The organism is Phaeocystidibacter luteus (assembly GCF_008933115.1).
Lineage (GTDB): Bacteria > Bacteroidota > Bacteroidia > Flavobacteriales > Schleiferiaceae > Phaeocystidibacter > Phaeocystidibacter luteus.
In genome coordinates, this window is sequence record NZ_WBVO01000009.1 from 93,406 (window position 1) to 111,169 (window position 17,764).

Below are 17,764 nucleotides of genomic sequence, written 5' to 3' on the forward strand. Positions count from 1 at the left end.
CTATCTGGTTGAGAATTACTTCCCGAACTGATCTTTAAGAAGCGCTGTGGTCGTAGACCCAGGACGCTCGATTGGAAGACCAAGTGCGCGGTCCCAAATCATATTCGCCATAGTTCCTAGTGAACGAGCTACACCAAATAGTACAGTGTAGAAATCGTACTCGGTAAGTCCGTAGTGCATGAGAAGCTGACCAGAGTGAGCATCAACGTTTGGCCAAGGGTTCTTAACCTTACCTGTCGCGCTGAGAATATCTGGAACTACTTCGTAAATGCGGCTCACGATGAGGAACATCTCGTCGTGTGGCATGTGGTCCAAAGCAAACTTGCGCTGTGCTTCGTAACGTGGATCGGTTTTACGGAGAACCGCGTGTCCAAATCCAGGAATCACTTTGCCGTCGGCCAAAGTTTTGCGACAATAGTTCGCGATTTGCTCCTTAGAAGGAAGGCCTCCACCCAACTCGTCACGCATAGAAAGGATCCAGCGGATTACCTCTTGGTTAGCGAGACCGTGGAGTGGACCAGCAAGACCGTTCATACCGGCTGCGAAGCTCAAGTAAGAATCGCTCAATGCAGAACCAACAAGTTTCACGGCGTGCGCAGAAACGTTTCCACCTTCGTGATCCGAGTGGATAGTCATGTAGAGGCGCATCAACTCTTTGAACTCGTCGTTGTCGAATCCGAGCATGTGCGCAAAGTTACCTGCCCAGTCAAGCTTCGGATCTGGCTCAATATGCTCGCCGTTGTGGTATACGCGACGGTAGATATAGGCCGCTACGCGCGGAAGACGTGCAATGAGGTTCATTGCGTCCTCGTAGGTAGGCATCCAATACTCGCTCTTGTGAATACCGTGACGATACGCACGTGCGAACTCACTTTCCGTACGAAGTGCCATGATACCTGCAACGAACTGAGTCATTGGGTGTGCACTCTTAGGAAGTGAATCGATTACTTTAAATACGTGTGGAGGAACGATAGAACGACGAGCCCAGTTGTTGCTCAAACGACGTACTTCGTCGTCACCTGGAATCTCGTTCATCAACATCAAGTGGAAGATTCCTTCTGGAAGTGGTTCTTTGCCGCCATCAGGCATAGAAGGAAGCTTCTCTTGCAACTCAGGGATGGAATATCCGCGGAAGCGAATACCTTCCTCTGGGTCTAGTTTAGAGGTCTCGCAGATAAGAGCTGGCATACCGCGCATCCCTTGGTAGAGTTGCGACACCTTGATTTCACCGATAACCTCGTCACCGTGTTGTGATATGAAGTCTTTAACGTCCTTTTGGGCTTCCCCAACTTTGGAGCTAAAATGTTCTTTGATCTTATCCATTTCGAGCCTTTTATTTGATGTACTTGAAGTTCTTTCCTTGATATGTAGCCATATCGCCCAACATCTCTTCGATGCGGAGCAATTGGTTGTACTTCGCCATTCTATCTGAACGTGAAGCCGAACCAGTTTTAATCTGACCTGTATTGAGAGCTACCGCCAAATCAGCAATAGTGCTGTCTTCTGTTTCACCTGAACGGTGAGACATTACACATGTGTAGCCATTGTTCTGCGCAAGAGTCACAGTATTGATAGTTTCGGTCAAGGTTCCAATCTGGTTTACCTTGATTAGAACGCTATTTCCCACTCCTTGTTCAATACCGCGTGCAACTCTTTCTTCATTGGTTACGAAAAGGTCGTCACCCACGAGCTGAACCTTGTCTCCAATGGCAGCTGTAAGTTTCGCCCAACCTTCCCAATCGTCTTCGTCGAGACCATCCTCAATGGAGATGATGGGATACTTCTCAACCCAATCTGTCCAGTACGCTACTACTTCGTCTGAAGTCATTTCGCGACCGTCACTTTTCTTGAATACGTAAACGCCTCTCTCCTTGTCGTAAAGCTCAGAGATAGCAGCATCCATAGCAATCCAAACGTCTTCACCAGCCTTGTAACCAGCACGCTCAATAGCGATGAGTACCGTTTCGATAGCTTCTTCGTTCGACTGAATATTTGGAGCAAATCCACCTTCGTCACCTACGTTAGTGCTGTATCCTTTCTCCTTGAGAACAGCTTTTAGGTGGTGGAAGATCTCCGTTCCCATGCGGAGTCCTTCAGAAAAAGAAGAAGCACCGAATGGCATAACCATGAATTCCTGGAAATCGATTGCATTGTCCGCGTGCTCTCCACCGTTCAAGATGTTCATCATTGGAACGGGAAGCTGACGTGCATTAACGCCACCGATGTAGTTGAAAAGCGTCTGACCTTTCTCTTGAGCAGCGGCCTTGGCAACTGCTAAGGAAACAGCGAGCATGGCATTTGCTCCCAAGTTTGCTTTGTTCGACGTACCGTCAAGCTCAATCATTGCCATATCTATGGCAGCTTGATCTTCTACGGCATATCCAAGAAGTTCCTCGGCGATAACTGAGTTTACGTTCTCAATGGCACGAAGAACACCTTTACCCATGTAAACGTTCTTGTCGCCATCGCGAAGCTCTACTGCTTCGTGGATTCCGGTAGAGGCACCAGAAGGAACAGCGGCGCGACCGAAGGCGCCAGTATCGGTTACGACATCAACTTCAACAGTAGGATTCCCACGAGAATCGAGAATTTGACGTGCGTAGATGTTTGTGATGATAGGCATATCTAGAGGTTTTTGGTGAAGGACTTAGGCTTTCACGGCGGCGTTCATGTTCTCCACAAACTGGTCGAACAAATATCGTGCATCGTGTGGACCTGGCCCTGCTTCTGGGTGATATTGTACGGAGAAAACTGGCTTATCCGTTCTCACAATTCCCGCAACGGTACCGTCGTTCAAGTGAACGTGGGTGAGCTCAACGTTGTTGGCCTTTTCAACATCCTCCATCTTCACTGCAAAGCCGTGGTTCTGAGAGGTGATTTCCCCTTTACCTGTTACCAAGTTTTTGATAGGGTGGTTGATTCCGCGGTGCCCGTTGTGCATTTTGTATGTGCTCAAATCTGATGCAAGTGCCACCATTTGGTGTCCGAGGCAAATTCCGAATACAGGAATATCGCTATCGATAAGCTTCTTCACTTCGGCAATAACACCTGACATGGCGGCTGGATCACCTGGGCCATTGGATAGGAACAAACCGTCGGGCTTAGAATCCAGTAGCGTTTGAGCTGGTGTATTCCATGGATACACGGTTACTTGGCAACCGCGAGCTACGAGGTTGCGAAGGATGTTCTTTTTGATACCTAGGTCAAGTGCGGCCACCTTGTGTGGAGCATCATCGGCACCAACGGTATACTTTTCTGTGGTGCTAACCTTAGACGAAAGCTCGAGACCTTCCATGCTTGGAACTTTTGCAAGCTCGGCTTTGAGGTCCTCGATGTTTGTAATTTCTGTAGAGATAATGGCATTCATTGCACCCGCATCACGAATGTGACGAACGAGGGCACGTGTATCTACATCGCAGATAGCCACCTTGTTGTTCTCCTTGAAATAGTCGTATAGTGTGTGGTCTGCAGATGGACGACTTTGGTGAGTTGAGAAATTCTTGCAGATGAGTCCGGCGATTTTGATACCGTCGCTTTCTACTTCCTCTTCAAAAGTTCCGTAGTTACCGATATGAGCTGTGGCGGTAACCATAAGCTGTCCGAAATAACTAGGATCGGTGAATATTTCCTGGTAACCGGTCATACCGGTATTGAAGCAAATTTCGCCCCAAGCGGTACCGTCTAGACCTGTTGAACGTCCGTAAAAAACAGTCCCATCTTCGAGGAGAAGAATAGCGGGTTTGCGAGATTCGTAAGCCATGGAAATGTCTATTATTAAGTATGTTACACTTTTTTGGGACAAAAAAAAAGGATAAGACTTAGGCCCTATCCTTCTTTTATCAATGCGTGAATGTCATCCAATGATCACTCACCTTTGTTCTCTTCTGAAGCTTCGGCGTTGTCGCCTTCAGCTTTAGTTTCAACTTCTTCAGCGGCAGCTTCAGCAGCTTTCTCTTCCACTTTAGCCTCTTCGGCTTTAGCTTCGGCAGCTGGAGCAGTTTCGGTCTTCTTGCCTGCACGGCGAGTAGACTTCTTCTTAGCTTTCTTCTCGTTAGAGTAAAGATCGTTGAAATCAACGAGTTCGATCATCGCCATTTCCGCGTTATCGCCGAGACGATTACCGGTTTTGATGATACGGGTGTATCCACCTGGGCGGTCGCCAACTTTCACGCTTACTTCGCGGAACAGTTCGGAAACGGCCTCTTTGTTCTGGAGGTAGCGGAAAACAACGCGACGGTTGTGAGTGCTATCCTCTTTAGAACGAGTGATCAAAGGCTCAACGAACTTCTTAAGTTCGCGTGCTTTGGCCACGGTGGTGTTGATTCGCTTGTGTTCGATCAACGAGCAGGCCATGTTTGAGAGCATCGCTTTACGGTGCGCTGCTTTTCTGCCCAGATGATTGAATTTCTTACCGTGTCTCATTCTTACTTACTCCTTGTCCAGTTTATACTTTGTAATGTCCATTCCGAACTCAAGACCTTTGTTAGAAACAAGCTCATCGAGTTCAGTGAGTGACTTCTTACCGAAGTTGCGGAACTTCATCAAGTCTGCCTTCGTATAGGTCACCAAATCGCCTAGCGTTTCAACCTCTGCTGCTTTCAAGCAATTCAAGGCACGAACTGAAAGATCGAGATCAGTCAATTTAGTCTTGAGAAGCTGACGCATGTGGAGGATTTCCTCGTCGTAGGTATCAGTTTCCTTGCTCTCTTGGTCTTCGAGTGTGATACGCTCGTCGCTGAAGAGCATGAAGTGATGGATCAAGATGTTTGACGCTTCGGTCAAGGCATCTTTAGGATGAATAGATCCGTCGGTAACGATTTCAATCAAGAGTTTTTCGTAGTCGGTCTTCTGCTCAACGCGGAAGTTCTCGATGCTGTAGCGAACGTTCTTGATTGGGGTGTAGATAGCGTCGATGGCGATAGTACCCATCGCTGCATCAGCCTTTTTGTTTTCTTCGGCTGGTACGTATCCGCGACCCTTTTCGATGGTAAGTTCCATATCAAGCTTCACAGAAGAATCCATGTGGCAGATTACCAACTCTGGGTTCAACACTTGGAAAGCGTTGATGGTACCGGCGATGTCGCCAGCAGTGAGGGTATCTTTACCGCTCACGCTCACCTTAACGGTTTCGCTCTCTTGATCTTCAATTTGACGCTTGAAACGTACTTGCTTCAAGTTCAAAATGATTTCAGTAACATCCTCTACAACACCTTTGATGGTAGAGAATTCGTGCTCTACGCCGTTGATCTTCACTGAAGTGAAGGCGAAGCCCTCGAGGGAGCTAAGCAATACGCGGCGCAACGCGTTTCCGATGGTCAAACCATAGCCCGGTTCTAGAGGACGGAATTCGAATTGACCTTCAGTTTCGGTCGATGAATTCATGATGACCTTGTCGGGCTTCTGGAAATTCAGGATAGCCATATGCACGATGGGATTAATATGATTACTTCGAGTACAATTCGACGATCAACTGCTCCTTGATGTTTTCAGGGATCATTTCGCGCTGTGGTGTGCTAACGAAAGTACCTGTCAAGGTTGAGTCGTTGAACTCGATCCACTCATAGTCGTTAGAACGGCTGGCAACGCTGCTCTGAATAACTTCGAGTGACTTTGATTTTTCACGAACTGAGATTTGATCGCCCGGCTTCACTTGGAAGCTTGGGATGTTAACAACATCGCCATTCACAACAATGTGACGGTGACCTACAATCTGGCGGGCAGCGCGGCGGGTTGGTGCCAAGCCCATGCGGAATACAACGTTGTCTAGACGTGATTCGCAGTACTGAAGCAACACTTCACCGGTAATACCCTTTGCACGAGAAGCCTTCTCGAACATTGTGCGGAACTGGCGCTCTAGAATGCCGTAAGTATACTTAGCCTTCTGTTTTTCTGCCAATTGTACCGCGTATTCAGACTTCTTGCCGCGCTTGCGAGCGAATCCGTGCTGTCCAGGAGGATACTGACGCTTTTCGTAAGCGCTGTCCGGACCGAAAATCGGTTCGCCAAAGCGACGTGCAATCTTGGTAACGGGACCTCTATATCTTGCCATTTCGTCGGTTCTTTTCTTGTTCTATTAAACTCTTCTGCGTTTCGGAGGACGGCAACCGTTGTGTGGAATTGGAGTGATATCCACGATTTCGGTTACTTCGATTCCGGAGTTGTGAAGTGAACGGATAGCGCTTTCGCGACCATTACCTGGACCTTTCACATATACCTTAACTTTCTTCAAGCCTGCTTCCATAGCGCGACCTGCACAATCTTCCGCAGCAGTTTGAGCAGCGTAAGGAGTGTTCTTCTTACTTCCTCTAAAGCCCATCTTACCTGCAGAAGACCAAGAGATCACCTGACCAGTAGTGTTGGTAAGAGAAATGATGATGTTGTTGAAAGTAGCGTTGATGTGAGCTTCCCCTACCGGGTCAACTTTCACCTTTCTTTTCTTTACGCTCTTTGATTGCTTTGCCATGACTCCCTACTTATTATTTCGTAGCCTTCTTCTTGTTTGCAACCGTCTTACGCTTACCCTTACGTGTACGAGAGTTGTTCTTCGTACGCTGTCCACGCAATGGTAGACCTAAACGGTGACGGATTCCGCGATTCGCGCCGATGTCCATCAGACGCTTGATGTTGAGCTGTACCTCTGAGCGAAGCTCACCCTCAACCTTGTATCCTTCCGAAATGATGTTGCGGATAACAGTCAATTGATCGTCGTTCCAATCCTCAACTTTAGTGTTGAAATCAACACCAGCTTCCGTGAGGATTTCACGGGCGCGGCTGCGACCCACTCCGTAGATATAGGTCAGGCCAATCTCGCCTCGCTTGTTCTTTGGTAAGTCAATACCAGCAATTCTCGCCATAATTCCTTTGAATTAAATCTTTTAACCCTGACGTTGCTTGAACTTCGGGTTCTTTTTGTTGATTACGTACAAGCGGCCTTTGCGGCGAACGATCTTGCACTCAGCGCTTCTTTTCTTGATAGAGGCTCTAACTTTCATCGCTCTCGTTTTTAGTATCGGTAAACGATACGTCCTTTCGTCAAATCGTATGGGCTCAATTCGAGCTTTACTTTATCACCTGGTAACAACTTAATGTAGTGCATACGCATCTTACCAGAAATGTGTGCTGTTACTACGTGTCCGTTTTCTAGTTCTACACGAAACATCGCATTTGACAATGCTTCAGTGATGCTTCCGTCTTGTTCAATTGCTCCTTGCTTAGCCATAATTACATCACATTAGCAGTTGAACGACCTTTCAAACGACCACTCTTCATCAAACCATCATAGTGACGGTTCAACAAATAACTCTCAATTTGCATGAGGGTATCCAAAATAACACCCACAATAATCAAGAGTGAAGTACCTCCGTAGAACTGAGCCCATTGCGTGGTCATGTTCAACTGCATTGCGAATGCTGGCAAAATAGCTAGCAAGGCAAGCAGAATCGCACCCGGCAAGGTGATACGACTCAAGATCTCATCGAGATACTCAGCGGTAGCGCGACCCGGCTTAACACCTGGTACGAAACCACCATTTCTTTTCAAATCATCTGCAATGTTGTTGGTGTTCACCTGAATTGCAGTGTAGAAGTATGTAAAGCCGATGATCAATACGGCAAATACTAAGTTGTACCAGAATCCAGTGAAATCACTGAAGTAGGTTATAACCCAACTGTCACCCTCTGTTTGTGCAAACTGCGCAACCGTAACAGGAATGAACATGATAGCCTGTGCGAAGATGATTGGCATTACACCAGAAGCATTCACACGCAATGGCAAGTACTCACGTCCCAATGGGCGTCCTGCTTGACCACCACCAGCTGCGTTACGTGCAGCATACTGCAATGGTACGCGACGTACAGCTTGGGTAAGTCCGATTGCAAACATCACTACAAGGTAGAATGCTGCAAGCTCAAGAACGATAGTAATCAAACCACCTGCACCACCTTCTAGACGAGCAGTGAATTCCTGCACGATAGAGATAGGGAATGAAGCGATGATACCTACCATAATCAAGATAGAGATACCGTTTCCGATTCCGCGGTCGGTGATACGCTCACCCAACCACATTGCGAAGATGGTACCGGCTACCAAGGTTGTGATAGATAGGAACCAGAACAACTGGTCTGAGATCACATATCCTACACCTTGAGCCATCAAGTTGGTTACATAACTCGGAGCCTGTACCAAACAGATAGCGATGGTCAGGTAGCGAGTCATTTGAGTAATCTTCTGTCTTCCACTCTCACCGTCTTTCTGAAGCTTCTGGATAGAAGGAACAGCAAGACCGAGGAGCTGAATTACGATAGACGCAGAAATGTAAGGCATGATGCCAAGCGCCAAGATAGAAGCATTTGCGAATGCACCTCCAGTAAAGGCGTTGAGCAACCCCATCAAACCGCTGCCTGTTTGATCTTGAAGTTGAGACAATGAATTGATGTCAACCCCAGGCAATGGAACATTGGAGCCTACACGGTAGATGAAGAGCAATCCGAGAGTAAGGAGAATCTTATTTCTAAGTTCCTCAATCTTCCAGATATTCTGCAGTGTATCGATAAACTTTTTCATGCGGTATTAAAGCGCTTAAAGCGTTTCGGCTACTCCACCTTGAGCTTCGATAGCCGATTTCGCCGTTTCACTGAACTTGTTTGCTTTGACGGTCAATTTAGCTTTCAATTCGCCACGACCCAAGATTTTCACTAGGTCGTTTTTGTCAGCTAGACCGTTGGCAACAAGAACGTCTTTGTCAACCGTATCTGTAACTTTCTTATTATCAACCAATGACTGAAGAGCGTCGAGGTTAATCGAGCGGTATTCAACACGGTTAATATTTTTAAAGCCGAACTTCGGTACACGGCGTTGAAGAGGCATTTGGCCACCTTCGAATCCGATTTTACGTGAGTAACCCGAGCGAGACTTTGCGCCTTTGTGACCACGAGTAGCAGTACCGCCTTTGCCGGTACCTTCGCCACGGCCTACGCGCTTGCTGTTGTGAGTCGAACCCGATGCGGGCTTGAGATTACTAAGATCCATTTCTCTGATCCTTTATACTGTTGTTACTGTACTTCTTCTACAGTGATGAGGTGTGATACGCGAGCGATCATACCTTTTACCTGTGCTGTAGCTTCGTGCTCTACAGATTGATTCATCTTGCGCAAGCCAAGTGCCTCGAGAGTTCTCTTTTGGCGACCAGTGCGGTTGATGGCGCTGCGTACTTGTGTGATCTTTACTTTCGACATCTTCGTTCGTTTTGTGGTATTAACCGTTGAACACTTTGTCCATGCTCACACCGCGTTGACGAGCAACTTCACGTGCATCGCGCATGTTGAGAAGTGCAACGAAAGTAGCTTTCACCAAGTTGTGTGGGTTCGAAGAACCTTTAGACTTAGCGAGTACGTCGTGTACACCGGCACTCTCCAAAACGTGACGCATCGCACCACCGGCAATTACACCGGTACCGTGTGCAGCGGGGCGCAAAAATACGCGAGCTCCGCCGAATTTGCCACTTTCTTCGTGAGGAACTGTAGTTCCAGCTAGAGGAATGCGGTAAAGATTCTTTTTAGCGTCTTCGATTCCTTTGGTGATAGCCTCAGAAACTTCTTTTGACTTACCCAATCCGTATCCGGCGATACCTTTCTCGTTTCCTACAACCACCATGGCTGAGAATGCGAAAGTACGTCCACCTTTAGTCACCTTAGTTACACGCTGAATACCTACTAGGCGGTCAACGAGTTCGAGACCTGATGGCTTTACTGTTCTTGCGTTCTTAACTCCTTTCAACATGGTCTATTAGAATTTGAGTCCGGCTTCTCTGGCTCCTTCAGCCAAAGACTTCACACGTCCGTGATACAAGTAACCTCCGCGGTCGAATGAGCAAGTAGTGATACCTGCTTCCTTCGCCTTTTCTGCGATGGCTTTACCTACGAGCTTAGCTCGGTCGGATTTTGTTCCTTCAGCTCCTGCAACACTCTTCTCGAGTGATGATGCTGATGCAAGCGTCTTTCCACTAACGTCGTCGATCAACTGTGCGTAGATCTCTTTGTTAGAACGGAATACCGCTAGGCGTGGGCTCTCCGCTGTACCTTCAACATCTTTGCGGATGCGGCGGCGGATGCGATTTCTTCTTTCAATCTTAGTCAGTGCCATTGCCTACTTATTTTTTAGCAGCAGATTTACCAGCTTTTCTACGGATGTGCTCACCTACGAAGCGGATACCTTTTCCTTTGTAAGGCTCCGGCTTGCGGAATGAACGCACCTTCGCCGCAACAGCTCCGAGAAGCTGCTTGTCGTGCGATGTAAGCGTGATAATCGGGTTCTTACCTTTCTCAGACTTGGTCTCAACCTTCACCTCTTGAGGAACCTCGAACATGATGTTGTGCGAGTACCCTACAGAGATATCTAGGATTTGACCTTGGTTAGAGGCGCGGTAACCCACACCTACTAGTTCCATTTCTTTCTTGAAGCCTTCCGCTACACCGATCACCATATTGTTGATCAATGCGCGATACAATCCGTGTTGTGCACGAGTGTACTTCTCTTCGTTGTCGCGATTTACCGTCAACACACCCTCCTCGATTGAGGCAGAGATAGCAGGCTCAGTGATTGTTTGAGTGAGTTCACCCAATTTACCTTTTGCGGTAACCACATTGCCGTTAATCTGCACATCGACCCCTTCGGGAATAGTGATGGTAGCTTTACCTATCCTTGACATGGTCTAATTCTTTGCAGTATTAATAAACGTAGCACAAAACTTCACCACCCACTTTGTTGGCACGAGCTTGCTTGTCGGTCATCACTCCTTTAGAAGTGCTCACGATAGCTACACCCAAACCATTCTTCACGCGAGGCATGGTGTCGGTATTGGCATATTGACGAAGACCAGGCTTAGAAACGCGCTGCAATCCACGGAAGGCAGGCTGCTTGGTTACTACGTCGTACTTCAACGCAATCTTGATGGTTCCTTGAACCGCATCTTCGTCTACTTTGTAGCTCAATACGTATCCTTGGTCAACCAAGATTTTGGTCATTTCAATCTTCAGCTTTGAAGCTGGAATCTCAACCACTTTGTGGCCGGCTTTGGCAGCATTCCTGATTCTTGTCAGGAAGTCGGCGATTGGATCTGTGATCATCTCTTTCGCTTTATTCTTTTTACCAACTAGCTTTCTTCACGCCTGGGATAAGTCCCTTGTTCGCCATCTCGCGGAACTGAACGCGAGAAAGTCCGAACTGACGCATGTAACCACGTGGACGACCAGTGAGCTTACAACGATTGTGGAGGCGCACAGGTGAAGCGTTCTTAGGAAGCTTCTGTAGTGCCTCGTAATCGCCAGCTTCTTTCAAAGCCTGACGCTTCTCAGCGTACTTGTCTACGAGTTTTTGTCTCTTGACCTCACGGGCCTTCATTGATTCTTTAGCCATCGTAGCTTACTTTTTAAAAGGTAATCCGAAAGCTTTCAACAAGGCTTTCGCCTCCTTGTCCGTCTTCGCGGTGGTTACGAATGTGATATCCATACCTGAGATGTTGTTCACCTTATCGATGTCGATCTCTGGGAAGATAATTTGTTCTGTGATACCGAGGGTGTAGTTACCACGGCCATCGAAGCCATCCTTAATCCCCTGGAAGTCGCGGATGCGAGGTAGTGACGCTGAAATCAGACGGTCGAGGAACTCATACATGCGTACGCTGCGAAGCGTTACACGTGCACCGATAGGCATACCCTTACGGAGCTTAAAGTTAGAGATGTCCTTTTTCGACTTAGTCATCACTGCCTTTTGGCCAGAGATAAGTGTCATCTCGTCCACTGCGTACTCGATCAATTTCTTGTCGGCTACTGCAGCTCCAACACCTTGGCTGAGGACGATTTTCTGTAGGCGAGGAACTTCCATGTGGTTCTGGTAACCGAATTCTTCGGTCAACGCCTTTACAATCTTGTCGCGATAAACGCTTTTAAGTCTTGGTTCCATGTCCATCACTTGATTACCTCTCCTGATTTCTTAGCGTAACGAACAAGCTTACCGTTCTCGTCGTGCTTACGACCAATACGAGTTGGCTTGTTCTCCTTCGGATCTACCAACAACAAGTTGGAGATGTGGATAGGAGCTTCCATTTGTACAATACCCCCTTGCGGGTTAGAAGCACTCGGCTTCTGGTGCTTAGAAACCATGTTCACGCCTTCTACGACGGCACGGTTTTGTTTTGGGATCATGCGGATAACACGACCGGTTTGTCCTTTGGAGTTACCGGCGATTACCTGTACGTTGTCTCCCTTCTTGATGTGAAACTTTGCCATTGCTTCGCTCATTATTCGATTAAAGCACCTCAGGCGCAAGAGATACGATCTTCATATACTGACGGTCGCGCAACTCACGGGCAACTGGTCCGAATACACGTGTTCCGCGCATCTCACCTGTTGCACCTAGAAGAACACAAGCGTTGTCATCAAAACGGATGTATGATCCGTCTGGACGGCGAACTTCTTTCTTCGTGCGTACCACAACTGCTGTCGATACAGCTCCCTTCTTCACGTTTCCGGAAGGAGTGGATTGCTTCACTGAAACGACAATCTTGTCGCCTACGGAAGCGTAACGACGCTTCGTGCCTCCAAGAACGCGGATGCAAAGCACCTCTTTCGCCCCTGTGTTATCGGCAACTCTAAGTCTTGATTCCTGTTGTACCATCTTACTTTGCCCTTTCGATGATTTCGACTACTCTCCACTTCTTTGTCTTGCTGAGTGGACGTGTTTCCATAATGCGTACAGTGTCGCCTTCATTGCAATCGTTCGTCTCGTCGTGAGCATGGAACTTCTTGCTAAAGTTTACGAACTTACCGTACAATGGGTGCTTAACGCGACGTTGTACGTTTACCGTAACGCTCTTGTTCATCTTGGAGCTAGTAACAACTCCAATACGTTCTTTACGGAGATTTCTCTTTGTTTCCATCGCGTTTATGCTTTTGCTTCTGAAGCTTGTGAATTTCTCTTAGCCAACTCCGTCTTGATACGAGCAACATCGCGACGCGTTGCGCGGAGGCTCATTGGGTTCTCTAGCGGAGAAATATGGTGGGTCATTCGCATCTTGGTGAGGTTCTGCTCGAACTCTACCAATTGCTCCTGAAGCTCCTCGGTCGTAAGACCTGTGATCTCTGACTGTTTCATCTTCTTAAGCTTCAAAATCTCTTCTTACAACAAACTTCGTGCGTACCGGAAGCTTCTGCGCAGCTAGGCGCAATGCTTCTTTAGCTACATCGTAAGGAACACCTTCCAATTCGAATAACATGCGGCCCGGCTTAACCACGGCTGCCCAGTATTCAGGTGCACCTTTACCTTTACCCATACGTACCTCGAGAGGTTTCTTGGTGATTGGCTTATCAGGGAAGACACGAATCCACAACTGACCTTCACGCTTCATGTAACGCGTAGCAGCGATACGGGCAGCTTCGATCTGACGTGCTGTCATCCAAACTGAGTCCAACGACTTGATTCCAAAAGAGCCGTAGGCCAACTGTGTGCCGCGTTGGGCGTTGCCCTTCATGCGGCCTTTGAACATTTTTCTATGTTTCGTCCGTTTCGGTGATAACATCGGTACGACGATTTAATTTGCTCTTATTACTTCTTTCCGCCTCTACGCTTCGGTCCACCTTTCTGGTTACCTCCGCCGGCTTTCTTCACATTGCCAAGCATGTTCGACAAGTCGCGCTTACCGTATACTTCGCCTTTCATGATCCATACCTTCACTCCGATACGACCGTAAGTCGTGTGAGCTTCAGCCTGGTGGTAGTCGATATCCGCACGGAAAGTGTGGAGTGGAGTACGACCGTCCTTGAACATCTCAGAACGAGACATCTCGGCGCCGTTCAATCGACCAGAAACCTGGATCTTAATTCCTTCAGCTCCCATTCTCATCGCTGCACCAACTGCCATTTTCACAGCACGACGGAAAGAAATACGTCCTTCCAATTGGCGAGCAACGCTGTCAGCTACCAACTTGGCATCCAACTCAGGTCGCTTAATCTCGAAGATGTTGATTTGAACCTCTTTCTTAGTAAGCTTCTTCAACTCTTCGCGTAGTTTATCTACTTCTTGACCTCCTTTACCGATGATGATACCCGGGCGAGCCGTAGTAATTGTCACGGTAACGAGCTTCAAGGTGCGCTCGATGATGATGCGCGATACACTTGCCTTTGTTAGACGAGCGTAGAGGTACTTACGGATTTGTGCATCTTCGGCAAGCTTGTCGCCGTAGTTCTTACCTCCGTACCAGTTGCTCTCCCAGCCGCGAATGTATCCAAGTCGGTTCCCGATAGGGTTCGTCTTTTGTCCCATTGTCTCGTTTATTAGGCTTCAGTAGTCTCGTTCACTTCAGTACTTGCGCTTCCAACAACCAGTGTTACGTGGTTTGAACGCTTGCGAATTCTATGCGCACGTCCTTGCGGAGCTGGCTGAATTCTCTTCAACATACGAGCACTGTCTACTTGAATCTCTTGTACGATCAAGTTGTTGTCCTCAATACGCTTTCCTTCATTCTTAGCTTCCCAGTTGGCCAAGGCAGAACGCAATAGTTTCTCCAAACGACCTGCGGCCTCCTTTGAGGAGTGCTGAAGCATGAACATTGCTTTCTCAACTTCAACTCCACGAATCATATCCGCTACGAGGCGCATTTTGCGTGGTGAAGTTGGACAGTTGCGCAAGCTTGCAATCGCCTTTTCTTTCTTGGCTGCCTTCAGAGCAACTGCTCTGTTGTGTTTACGTACACCCATTTCGTCTGTCGATTATCGTTTGCCTTTGTCCTTCTTGTTCCCGGCGTGACCACGGAAAGTACGCGTTGGTGCGAATTCTCCTAGTTTGTGACCTACCATGTTCTCAGTTACATACACCGGCACGAAAGTGCGTCCGTTGTGTACGGCAATCGTTTGTCCAACGAATTCTGGAGAAATCATTGACGCACGTGACCAAGTTTTGATCACTGTCTTCTTGCCAGACTCAACATTCGCGAGAACTTTCTTCTCGAGCTTGTAGTGGATGTAGGGTCCTTTTTTCAGCGAACGAGCCATATCCCTTTAATTATTTCTTTCGTCTTTCGATGATGTAACGGTTCGACGCCTTCTTCGGCGTACGAGTCTTGTATCCCTTAGCTGGAACACCTGTTCTTGAGCGTGGGTGGCCACCAGATGCGCGACCTTCACCACCACCCATTGGGTGATCAACCGGGTTCATAGCAACACCGCGTGTGCGTGGACGACGACCCAACCAACGGTTGCGACCTGCCTTACCACTAACCACCTGCTGGTGATCGCCATTGCTTACTACACCAATTGTGGCCATGCAAGTAATGAGAACCATACGAGTCTCTCCACTTGGCATCTTAAGGATAGCATACTTGCCATCACGCGCCAACAACTGAGCAAAGCTTCCTGCAGAACGTGCAATCGCAGCACCCTGACCAGGACGCAATTCGATGCAGCTTACTACAGTACCCAATGGAATGTCTGAAAGTGGCATTGAGTTGCCTACTTCTGGAGCTACATTAGATCCAGAAACAACCTCTTGCCCTACTTGCAAACCATTAGGAGCAATGATGTATCTCTTCTCTCCATCCACGTAGTTCAACAATGCGATGAATGCTGTACGGTTTGGATCGTATTCAATTGTCTTAACAACCGCCGGAATATTAGCCTTGTCACGCTTGAAATCAATCTCGCGGTAGCTCTTCTTGTGACCACCACCAATGTAGCGCATGGTCATCTTTCCAGAGTTGTTACGTCCGCCGGAGCGCTTCTTACCTTTCAGCAAGGACTTTTCCGGGGTGGAAGTCGTAACCGCCGAGAATTCGTTGACAACGCGGAAGCGTTGACCTGGCGATGTCGGTTTTAGTTTTCTTACACCCATGGTATTAGATATTGCTGTAGATATCAATCATTTCACCTTCGCGGACATCCACGATGGCCTTCTTATAAGCAGACTTTGATCCTTCAATCATTCCTGCCTTCGTGTAACGACTCATTCTACGAGCCGGAACAACTTGCGTACGAACAGCCTCTACATTGACGCCGTAGAACGCTTCTACTGCTTTCTTAATCTCCACTTTGTTGGCGTCACGACGAACAACGAAGGAGTAGCGATTCTGCTCCTCTGCGTCGGCCGAGGCCTTCTCTGTGATGATCGGACGGATCAAGATATTCTCCATCACTTTTGGCTTAATACGTTCTCAATTCTTTCAATCGAACCTTCTGTTAGCACTAGCGTTCCCGCGTTCATAATCTGATAAGTGCTTAATTCAGAGGCTGTTACAACTTTCGACCCCTCAAAATTTCGGGATGACAAATATACGTTTTTATTCGTATCACCTACGACTACAACGCTTTTTTTCTCATTAAGTCCCAAAGCTTTAAGGATTTCCGCATACTGCTTGGTCTTTGGAGCTTCGAAGTTCAAGTCCTCAAGTACAATTACTTGATCGTTCTTCACCTTCATGCTCAATGCAGAACGGCGAGCAAGAACCTTAACTTTCTTATTTAGCTTGAAACCGTAGTCGCGTGGCTCTGGTCCAAAGGCCGTTCCACCTCCACGGTGCAAAGGTCCCTTCAATGAACCATAACGAGCTCCACCAGTTCCTTTTTGCTTGTGGTGCTTCTTGGTCGTACGAGAAACTTCCGCACGAGCCTTCACCTTGTGTGTACCTTGACGTTGGTTAGCGAGGTACTGCTTGACATCCAAGTAAATTGCATGCTCGTTTGGTTCGATAGCGAATACGCCATCGTTGAGCTTCACCTTACGTCCGGAGTCTTTTCCTTGGGTATTGATGACCGTACGTTCCATTACTTCTCTACGATTACATATGAGTTCTTAGCTCCCGGCACAGATCCCTTCACAACGAGAAGGTTCTTTTCTGTGTCGACCTTCAACACTTGAAGGTTTTGAATCTTTGTGCGCTCTGCACCCATGTGGCCAGCCATTCGCATACCCTTGAATACGCGTGATGGATCTGAACCAGCACCGATGGAACCAGGTGCACGTAGACGGTTGTGCTGACCGTGAGTAGCTTGACCCACACCAGCGAAGCCGTGGCGCTTAACACCACCTTGGAAGCCTTTACCCTTTGACGTACCAATTACGTCAACGAATTCGCCTTCCGCGAAGAGTTCAACATTCAACTCGTCGCCGAGCTTTACTGAATCCGCAGCGAAGTCGCGGAACTCCACGTACTTCTTTTTAGCTTCAGTACCAGCTTTCTTGGCATGGCCGGCGGCAGGTTGCGAGGCGTTCTTCTTGTCACCCCATCCAATCTGCACGGCGCTGTAACCATCGACATCCTCAGTCTTCACTTGAGTAACCACACATGGGCCAACTTCAAGAACCGTACAAGGCAAGTTTTTACCTTCCGGGCTGAAGATGCTGGTCATTCCGATTTTTTTACCAATCAATCCAGGCATCTCTTATTACTTAAATCCGTTCGTTAGACTTTAATCTCTACTTCAACCCCGCTAGGCAACTCCAACTTCATCAAAGCATCAATCGTCTTTGAAGAAGATGAGTAGATATCGAGCAAACGCTTGTAAGAGCTAAGCTCGAACTGCTCGCGAGACTTCTTGTTCACGTGTGGTGAGCGGAGCACCGTAAAAATGCGCTTGTTAGTCGGCAATGGAATTGGACCGTTTACCACCGCACCTGTGCTCTTCACCGTCTTAACGATCTTCTCAGCAGACTTGTCTACCAAGTTATGGTCGTAAGACTTCAATTTGATTCTGATCTTCTGGCTCATCTGATGAACTCT

Annotated in this window: 32 protein-coding genes; all 32 read right to left on the minus strand. The window is 47.8% G+C overall.

The window, feature by feature from the left end:
- Positions 1–15 precede the first annotated feature (15 nt).
- Positions 16–1,323 (minus strand): citrate (Si)-synthase, eukaryotic, encoded by a 1,308-nt coding sequence (locus F8C67_RS11095; protein ID WP_151667919.1) that lies wholly within the window; start codon positions 1,321–1,323, stop codon positions 16–18.
- 10 nt (positions 1,324–1,333) lie between these two features.
- Positions 1,334–2,623, minus strand: a complete 1,290-nt coding sequence (gene eno, locus F8C67_RS11100) for a phosphopyruvate hydratase (RefSeq protein WP_151667920.1) — start codon at positions 2,621–2,623, stop codon at positions 1,334–1,336.
- Positions 2,624–2,647: 24 nt separating this feature from the next.
- Positions 2,648–3,760, minus strand: coding sequence for a glutamine-hydrolyzing carbamoyl-phosphate synthase small subunit (gene carA / locus F8C67_RS11105; protein WP_151667921.1), 1,113 nt, complete (start codon positions 3,758–3,760; stop codon positions 2,648–2,650).
- A 104-nt stretch (positions 3,761–3,864) separates the two neighbouring features.
- Positions 3,865–4,422 carry a 50S ribosomal protein L17 gene (gene rplQ, locus F8C67_RS11110; RefSeq protein ID WP_151667922.1) on the minus strand — a complete coding sequence of 186 codons (558 nt, stop codon included), beginning with the start codon at positions 4,420–4,422 and terminating at the stop codon, positions 3,865–3,867.
- Positions 4,423–4,428: 6 nt separating this feature from the next.
- On the minus strand, positions 4,429–5,421 hold the full coding sequence (locus F8C67_RS11115; RefSeq protein ID WP_151667923.1) for a DNA-directed RNA polymerase subunit alpha: 993 nt from the start codon (positions 5,419–5,421) through the stop codon (positions 4,429–4,431).
- A 22-nt stretch (positions 5,422–5,443) separates the two neighbouring features.
- Positions 5,444–6,049: a 30S ribosomal protein S4 gene (rpsD, locus tag F8C67_RS11120; protein WP_151667924.1), complete on the minus strand. Its 606-nt coding sequence runs from the start codon at positions 6,047–6,049 to the stop codon at positions 5,444–5,446.
- Between the two features lie 24 nt (positions 6,050–6,073).
- Positions 6,074–6,463, minus strand: coding sequence for a 30S ribosomal protein S11 (gene rpsK, locus F8C67_RS11125; RefSeq protein WP_151667925.1), 390 nt, complete (start codon positions 6,461–6,463; stop codon positions 6,074–6,076).
- Between the two features lie 13 nt (positions 6,464–6,476).
- Positions 6,477–6,854: a 30S ribosomal protein S13 gene (rpsM, locus tag F8C67_RS11130; protein WP_151667926.1), complete on the minus strand. Its 378-nt coding sequence runs from the start codon at positions 6,852–6,854 to the stop codon at positions 6,477–6,479.
- Positions 6,855–6,875: 21 nt separating this feature from the next.
- Positions 6,876–6,992 (minus strand): type B 50S ribosomal protein L36, encoded by a 117-nt coding sequence (ykgO, locus tag F8C67_RS11135; protein ID WP_037325435.1) that lies wholly within the window; start codon positions 6,990–6,992, stop codon positions 6,876–6,878.
- Positions 6,993–7,003: 11 nt separating this feature from the next.
- The gene (gene infA / locus F8C67_RS11140) at positions 7,004–7,219 is read right to left on the minus strand and encodes a translation initiation factor IF-1 (RefSeq protein ID WP_151667927.1); all 216 of its coding nucleotides are present in this window, start codon (positions 7,217–7,219) and stop codon (positions 7,004–7,006) included.
- 2 nt (positions 7,220–7,221) lie between these two features.
- Entirely contained in the window at positions 7,222–8,562 is a 1,341-nt protein-coding gene (secY, locus tag F8C67_RS11145) for a preprotein translocase subunit SecY (protein WP_151667928.1), read from the minus strand.
- 15 nt (positions 8,563–8,577) lie between these two features.
- Complete coding sequence (gene rplO / locus F8C67_RS11150; protein ID WP_151667929.1) at positions 8,578–9,027, minus strand: 50S ribosomal protein L15; 450 nt, start codon at positions 9,025–9,027, stop codon at positions 8,578–8,580.
- 23 nt (positions 9,028–9,050) lie between these two features.
- Positions 9,051–9,233 (minus strand): 50S ribosomal protein L30, encoded by a 183-nt coding sequence (rpmD, locus tag F8C67_RS11155; RefSeq protein WP_151667930.1) that lies wholly within the window; start codon positions 9,231–9,233, stop codon positions 9,051–9,053.
- 19 nt (positions 9,234–9,252) lie between these two features.
- Entirely contained in the window at positions 9,253–9,777 is a 525-nt protein-coding gene (rpsE, locus tag F8C67_RS11160) for a 30S ribosomal protein S5 (protein ID WP_151667931.1), read from the minus strand.
- Positions 9,778–9,783: 6 nt separating this feature from the next.
- Complete coding sequence (gene rplR / locus F8C67_RS11165; protein ID WP_151667932.1) at positions 9,784–10,140, minus strand: 50S ribosomal protein L18; 357 nt, start codon at positions 10,138–10,140, stop codon at positions 9,784–9,786.
- Positions 10,141–10,147: 7 nt separating this feature from the next.
- Positions 10,148–10,705, minus strand: coding sequence for a 50S ribosomal protein L6 (rplF, locus tag F8C67_RS11170; protein WP_151667933.1), 558 nt, complete (start codon positions 10,703–10,705; stop codon positions 10,148–10,150).
- 19 nt (positions 10,706–10,724) lie between these two features.
- Entirely contained in the window at positions 10,725–11,123 is a 399-nt protein-coding gene (gene rpsH, locus F8C67_RS11175; RefSeq protein WP_151667934.1) for a 30S ribosomal protein S8, read from the minus strand.
- 19 nt (positions 11,124–11,142) lie between these two features.
- Positions 11,143–11,412: a 30S ribosomal protein S14 gene (gene rpsN, locus F8C67_RS11180; protein ID WP_151667935.1), complete on the minus strand. Its 270-nt coding sequence runs from the start codon at positions 11,410–11,412 to the stop codon at positions 11,143–11,145.
- A 6-nt stretch (positions 11,413–11,418) separates the two neighbouring features.
- Complete coding sequence (gene rplE / locus F8C67_RS11185) at positions 11,419–11,964, minus strand: 50S ribosomal protein L5 (RefSeq protein WP_151667936.1); 546 nt, start codon at positions 11,962–11,964, stop codon at positions 11,419–11,421.
- Positions 11,964–12,284 (minus strand): 50S ribosomal protein L24, encoded by a 321-nt coding sequence (rplX, locus tag F8C67_RS11190; protein ID WP_151667937.1) that lies wholly within the window; start codon positions 12,282–12,284, stop codon positions 11,964–11,966. The genes rplE and rplX overlap by 1 nt, the downstream gene beginning before the upstream one ends.
- A 19-nt stretch (positions 12,285–12,303) precedes the next feature.
- Positions 12,304–12,672: a 50S ribosomal protein L14 gene (gene rplN / locus F8C67_RS11195; RefSeq protein WP_151667938.1), complete on the minus strand. Its 369-nt coding sequence runs from the start codon at positions 12,670–12,672 to the stop codon at positions 12,304–12,306.
- Position 12,673: 1 nt separating this feature from the next.
- Complete coding sequence (rpsQ, locus tag F8C67_RS11200) at positions 12,674–12,934, minus strand: 30S ribosomal protein S17 (protein ID WP_151667939.1); 261 nt, start codon at positions 12,932–12,934, stop codon at positions 12,674–12,676.
- 5 nt (positions 12,935–12,939) lie between these two features.
- On the minus strand, positions 12,940–13,149 hold the full coding sequence (gene rpmC, locus F8C67_RS11205) for a 50S ribosomal protein L29 (RefSeq protein ID WP_151667940.1): 210 nt from the start codon (positions 13,147–13,149) through the stop codon (positions 12,940–12,942).
- Between the two features lie 4 nt (positions 13,150–13,153).
- Positions 13,154–13,573: a 50S ribosomal protein L16 gene (gene rplP, locus F8C67_RS11210; protein WP_151667941.1), complete on the minus strand. Its 420-nt coding sequence runs from the start codon at positions 13,571–13,573 to the stop codon at positions 13,154–13,156.
- A 26-nt stretch (positions 13,574–13,599) separates the two neighbouring features.
- Complete coding sequence (rpsC, locus tag F8C67_RS11215; protein ID WP_151667942.1) at positions 13,600–14,316, minus strand: 30S ribosomal protein S3; 717 nt, start codon at positions 14,314–14,316, stop codon at positions 13,600–13,602.
- 11 nt (positions 14,317–14,327) lie between these two features.
- Positions 14,328–14,750 carry a 50S ribosomal protein L22 gene (gene rplV / locus F8C67_RS11220; RefSeq protein WP_151667943.1) on the minus strand — a complete coding sequence of 141 codons (423 nt, stop codon included), beginning with the start codon at positions 14,748–14,750 and terminating at the stop codon, positions 14,328–14,330.
- A gap of 12 nt (positions 14,751–14,762) precedes the next feature.
- Positions 14,763–15,044, minus strand: a complete 282-nt coding sequence (rpsS, locus tag F8C67_RS11225) for a 30S ribosomal protein S19 (protein ID WP_151667944.1) — start codon at positions 15,042–15,044, stop codon at positions 14,763–14,765.
- Between the two features lie 10 nt (positions 15,045–15,054).
- Entirely contained in the window at positions 15,055–15,879 is an 825-nt protein-coding gene (rplB, locus tag F8C67_RS11230) for a 50S ribosomal protein L2 (protein WP_151667945.1), read from the minus strand.
- Between the two features lie 4 nt (positions 15,880–15,883).
- A complete protein-coding gene (rplW, locus tag F8C67_RS11235; protein ID WP_151667946.1) occupies positions 15,884–16,177 on the minus strand; it encodes a 50S ribosomal protein L23 in 294 nt (97 codons plus the stop codon).
- Positions 16,177–16,809 (minus strand): 50S ribosomal protein L4, encoded by a 633-nt coding sequence (gene rplD, locus F8C67_RS11240; RefSeq protein ID WP_151667947.1) that lies wholly within the window; start codon positions 16,807–16,809, stop codon positions 16,177–16,179. The genes rplW and rplD overlap by 1 nt, the downstream gene beginning before the upstream one ends.
- A complete protein-coding gene (gene rplC / locus F8C67_RS11245; RefSeq protein WP_151667948.1) occupies positions 16,809–17,423 on the minus strand; it encodes a 50S ribosomal protein L3 in 615 nt (204 codons plus the stop codon). Before rplC ends, rplD begins: the two co-directional genes overlap by 1 nt.
- 23 nt (positions 17,424–17,446) lie before the next feature.
- Positions 17,447–17,752, minus strand: a complete 306-nt coding sequence (gene rpsJ, locus F8C67_RS11250) for a 30S ribosomal protein S10 (RefSeq protein ID WP_151667949.1) — start codon at positions 17,750–17,752, stop codon at positions 17,447–17,449.
- Positions 17,753–17,764 lie beyond the last annotated feature (12 nt).

Coding starts and splice junctions, on each gene's coding strand:
- rplE (WP_151667936.1), bottom strand. CDS start 11,964: ATGGACATGGAACCAAGACTTAAAAGCGTTTATCGCGACAAGATTGTA.
- eno (WP_151667920.1), bottom strand. CDS start 2,623: ATGCCTATCATCACAAACATCTACGCACGTCAAATTCTCGATTCTCGT.
- rpsK (WP_151667925.1), bottom strand. CDS start 6,463: ATGGCAAAGCAATCAAAGAGCGTAAAGAAAAGAAAGGTGAAAGTTGAC.
- secY (WP_151667928.1), bottom strand. CDS start 8,562: ATGAAAAAGTTTATCGATACACTGCAGAATATCTGGAAGATTGAGGAA.
- rplF (WP_151667933.1), bottom strand. CDS start 10,705: ATGTCAAGGATAGGTAAAGCTACCATCACTATTCCCGAAGGGGTCGAT.
- rpsE (WP_151667931.1), bottom strand. CDS start 9,777: ATGTTGAAAGGAGTTAAGAACGCAAGAACAGTAAAGCCATCAGGTCTC.
- rpsM (WP_151667926.1), bottom strand. CDS start 6,854: ATGGCGAGAATTGCTGGTATTGACTTACCAAAGAACAAGCGAGGCGAG.
- rplO (WP_151667929.1), bottom strand. CDS start 9,027: ATGGATCTTAGTAATCTCAAGCCCGCATCGGGTTCGACTCACAACAGC.
- F8C67_RS11115 (WP_151667923.1), bottom strand. CDS start 5,421: ATGGCTATCCTGAATTTCCAGAAGCCCGACAAGGTCATCATGAATTCA.
- F8C67_RS11095 (WP_151667919.1), bottom strand. CDS start 1,323: ATGGATAAGATCAAAGAACATTTTAGCTCCAAAGTTGGGGAAGCCCAA.
- rpsC (WP_151667942.1), bottom strand. CDS start 14,316: ATGGGACAAAAGACGAACCCTATCGGGAACCGACTTGGATACATTCGC.
- ykgO (WP_037325435.1), bottom strand. CDS start 6,992: ATGAAAGTTAGAGCCTCTATCAAGAAAAGAAGCGCTGAGTGCAAGATC.
- rpmC (WP_151667940.1), bottom strand. CDS start 13,149: ATGAAACAGTCAGAGATCACAGGTCTTACGACCGAGGAGCTTCAGGAG.
- rpsS (WP_151667944.1), bottom strand. CDS start 15,044: ATGGCTCGTTCGCTGAAAAAAGGACCCTACATCCACTACAAGCTCGAG.
- rplR (WP_151667932.1), bottom strand. CDS start 10,140: ATGGCACTGACTAAGATTGAAAGAAGAAATCGCATCCGCCGCCGCATC.
- rplD (WP_151667947.1), bottom strand. CDS start 16,809: ATGGAACGTACGGTCATCAATACCCAAGGAAAAGACTCCGGACGTAAG.
- rpsH (WP_151667934.1), bottom strand. CDS start 11,123: ATGATCACAGATCCAATCGCCGACTTCCTGACAAGAATCAGGAATGCT.
- rplN (WP_151667938.1), bottom strand. CDS start 12,672: ATGGTACAACAGGAATCAAGACTTAGAGTTGCCGATAACACAGGGGCG.
- rpsJ (WP_151667949.1), bottom strand. CDS start 17,752: ATGAGCCAGAAGATCAGAATCAAATTGAAGTCTTACGACCATAACTTG.
- rpsD (WP_151667924.1), bottom strand. CDS start 6,049: ATGGCAAGATATAGAGGTCCCGTTACCAAGATTGCACGTCGCTTTGGC.
- rplW (WP_151667946.1), bottom strand. CDS start 16,177: ATGGAGAATATCTTGATCCGTCCGATCATCACAGAGAAGGCCTCGGCC.
- rplQ (WP_151667922.1), bottom strand. CDS start 4,422: ATGAGACACGGTAAGAAATTCAATCATCTGGGCAGAAAAGCAGCGCAC.
- rplP (WP_151667941.1), bottom strand. CDS start 13,573: ATGTTATCACCGAAACGGACGAAACATAGAAAAATGTTCAAAGGCCGC.
- rplC (WP_151667948.1), bottom strand. CDS start 17,423: ATGCCTGGATTGATTGGTAAAAAAATCGGAATGACCAGCATCTTCAGC.
- rpmD (WP_151667930.1), bottom strand. CDS start 9,233: ATGTCGAAAGTAAAGATCACACAAGTACGCAGCGCCATCAACCGCACT.
- rplB (WP_151667945.1), bottom strand. CDS start 15,879: ATGGGTGTAAGAAAACTAAAACCGACATCGCCAGGTCAACGCTTCCGC.
- rpsN (WP_151667935.1), bottom strand. CDS start 11,412: ATGGCTAAAGAATCAATGAAGGCCCGTGAGGTCAAGAGACAAAAACTC.
- rplV (WP_151667943.1), bottom strand. CDS start 14,750: ATGGGTGTACGTAAACACAACAGAGCAGTTGCTCTGAAGGCAGCCAAG.
- carA (WP_151667921.1), bottom strand. CDS start 3,760: ATGGCTTACGAATCTCGCAAACCCGCTATTCTTCTCCTCGAAGATGGG.
- infA (WP_151667927.1), bottom strand. CDS start 7,219: ATGGCTAAGCAAGGAGCAATTGAACAAGACGGAAGCATCACTGAAGCA.
- rplX (WP_151667937.1), bottom strand. CDS start 12,284: ATGGCAAAGTTTCACATCAAGAAGGGAGACAACGTACAGGTAATCGCC.
- rpsQ (WP_151667939.1), bottom strand. CDS start 12,934: ATGGAAACAAAGAGAAATCTCCGTAAAGAACGTATTGGAGTTGTTACT.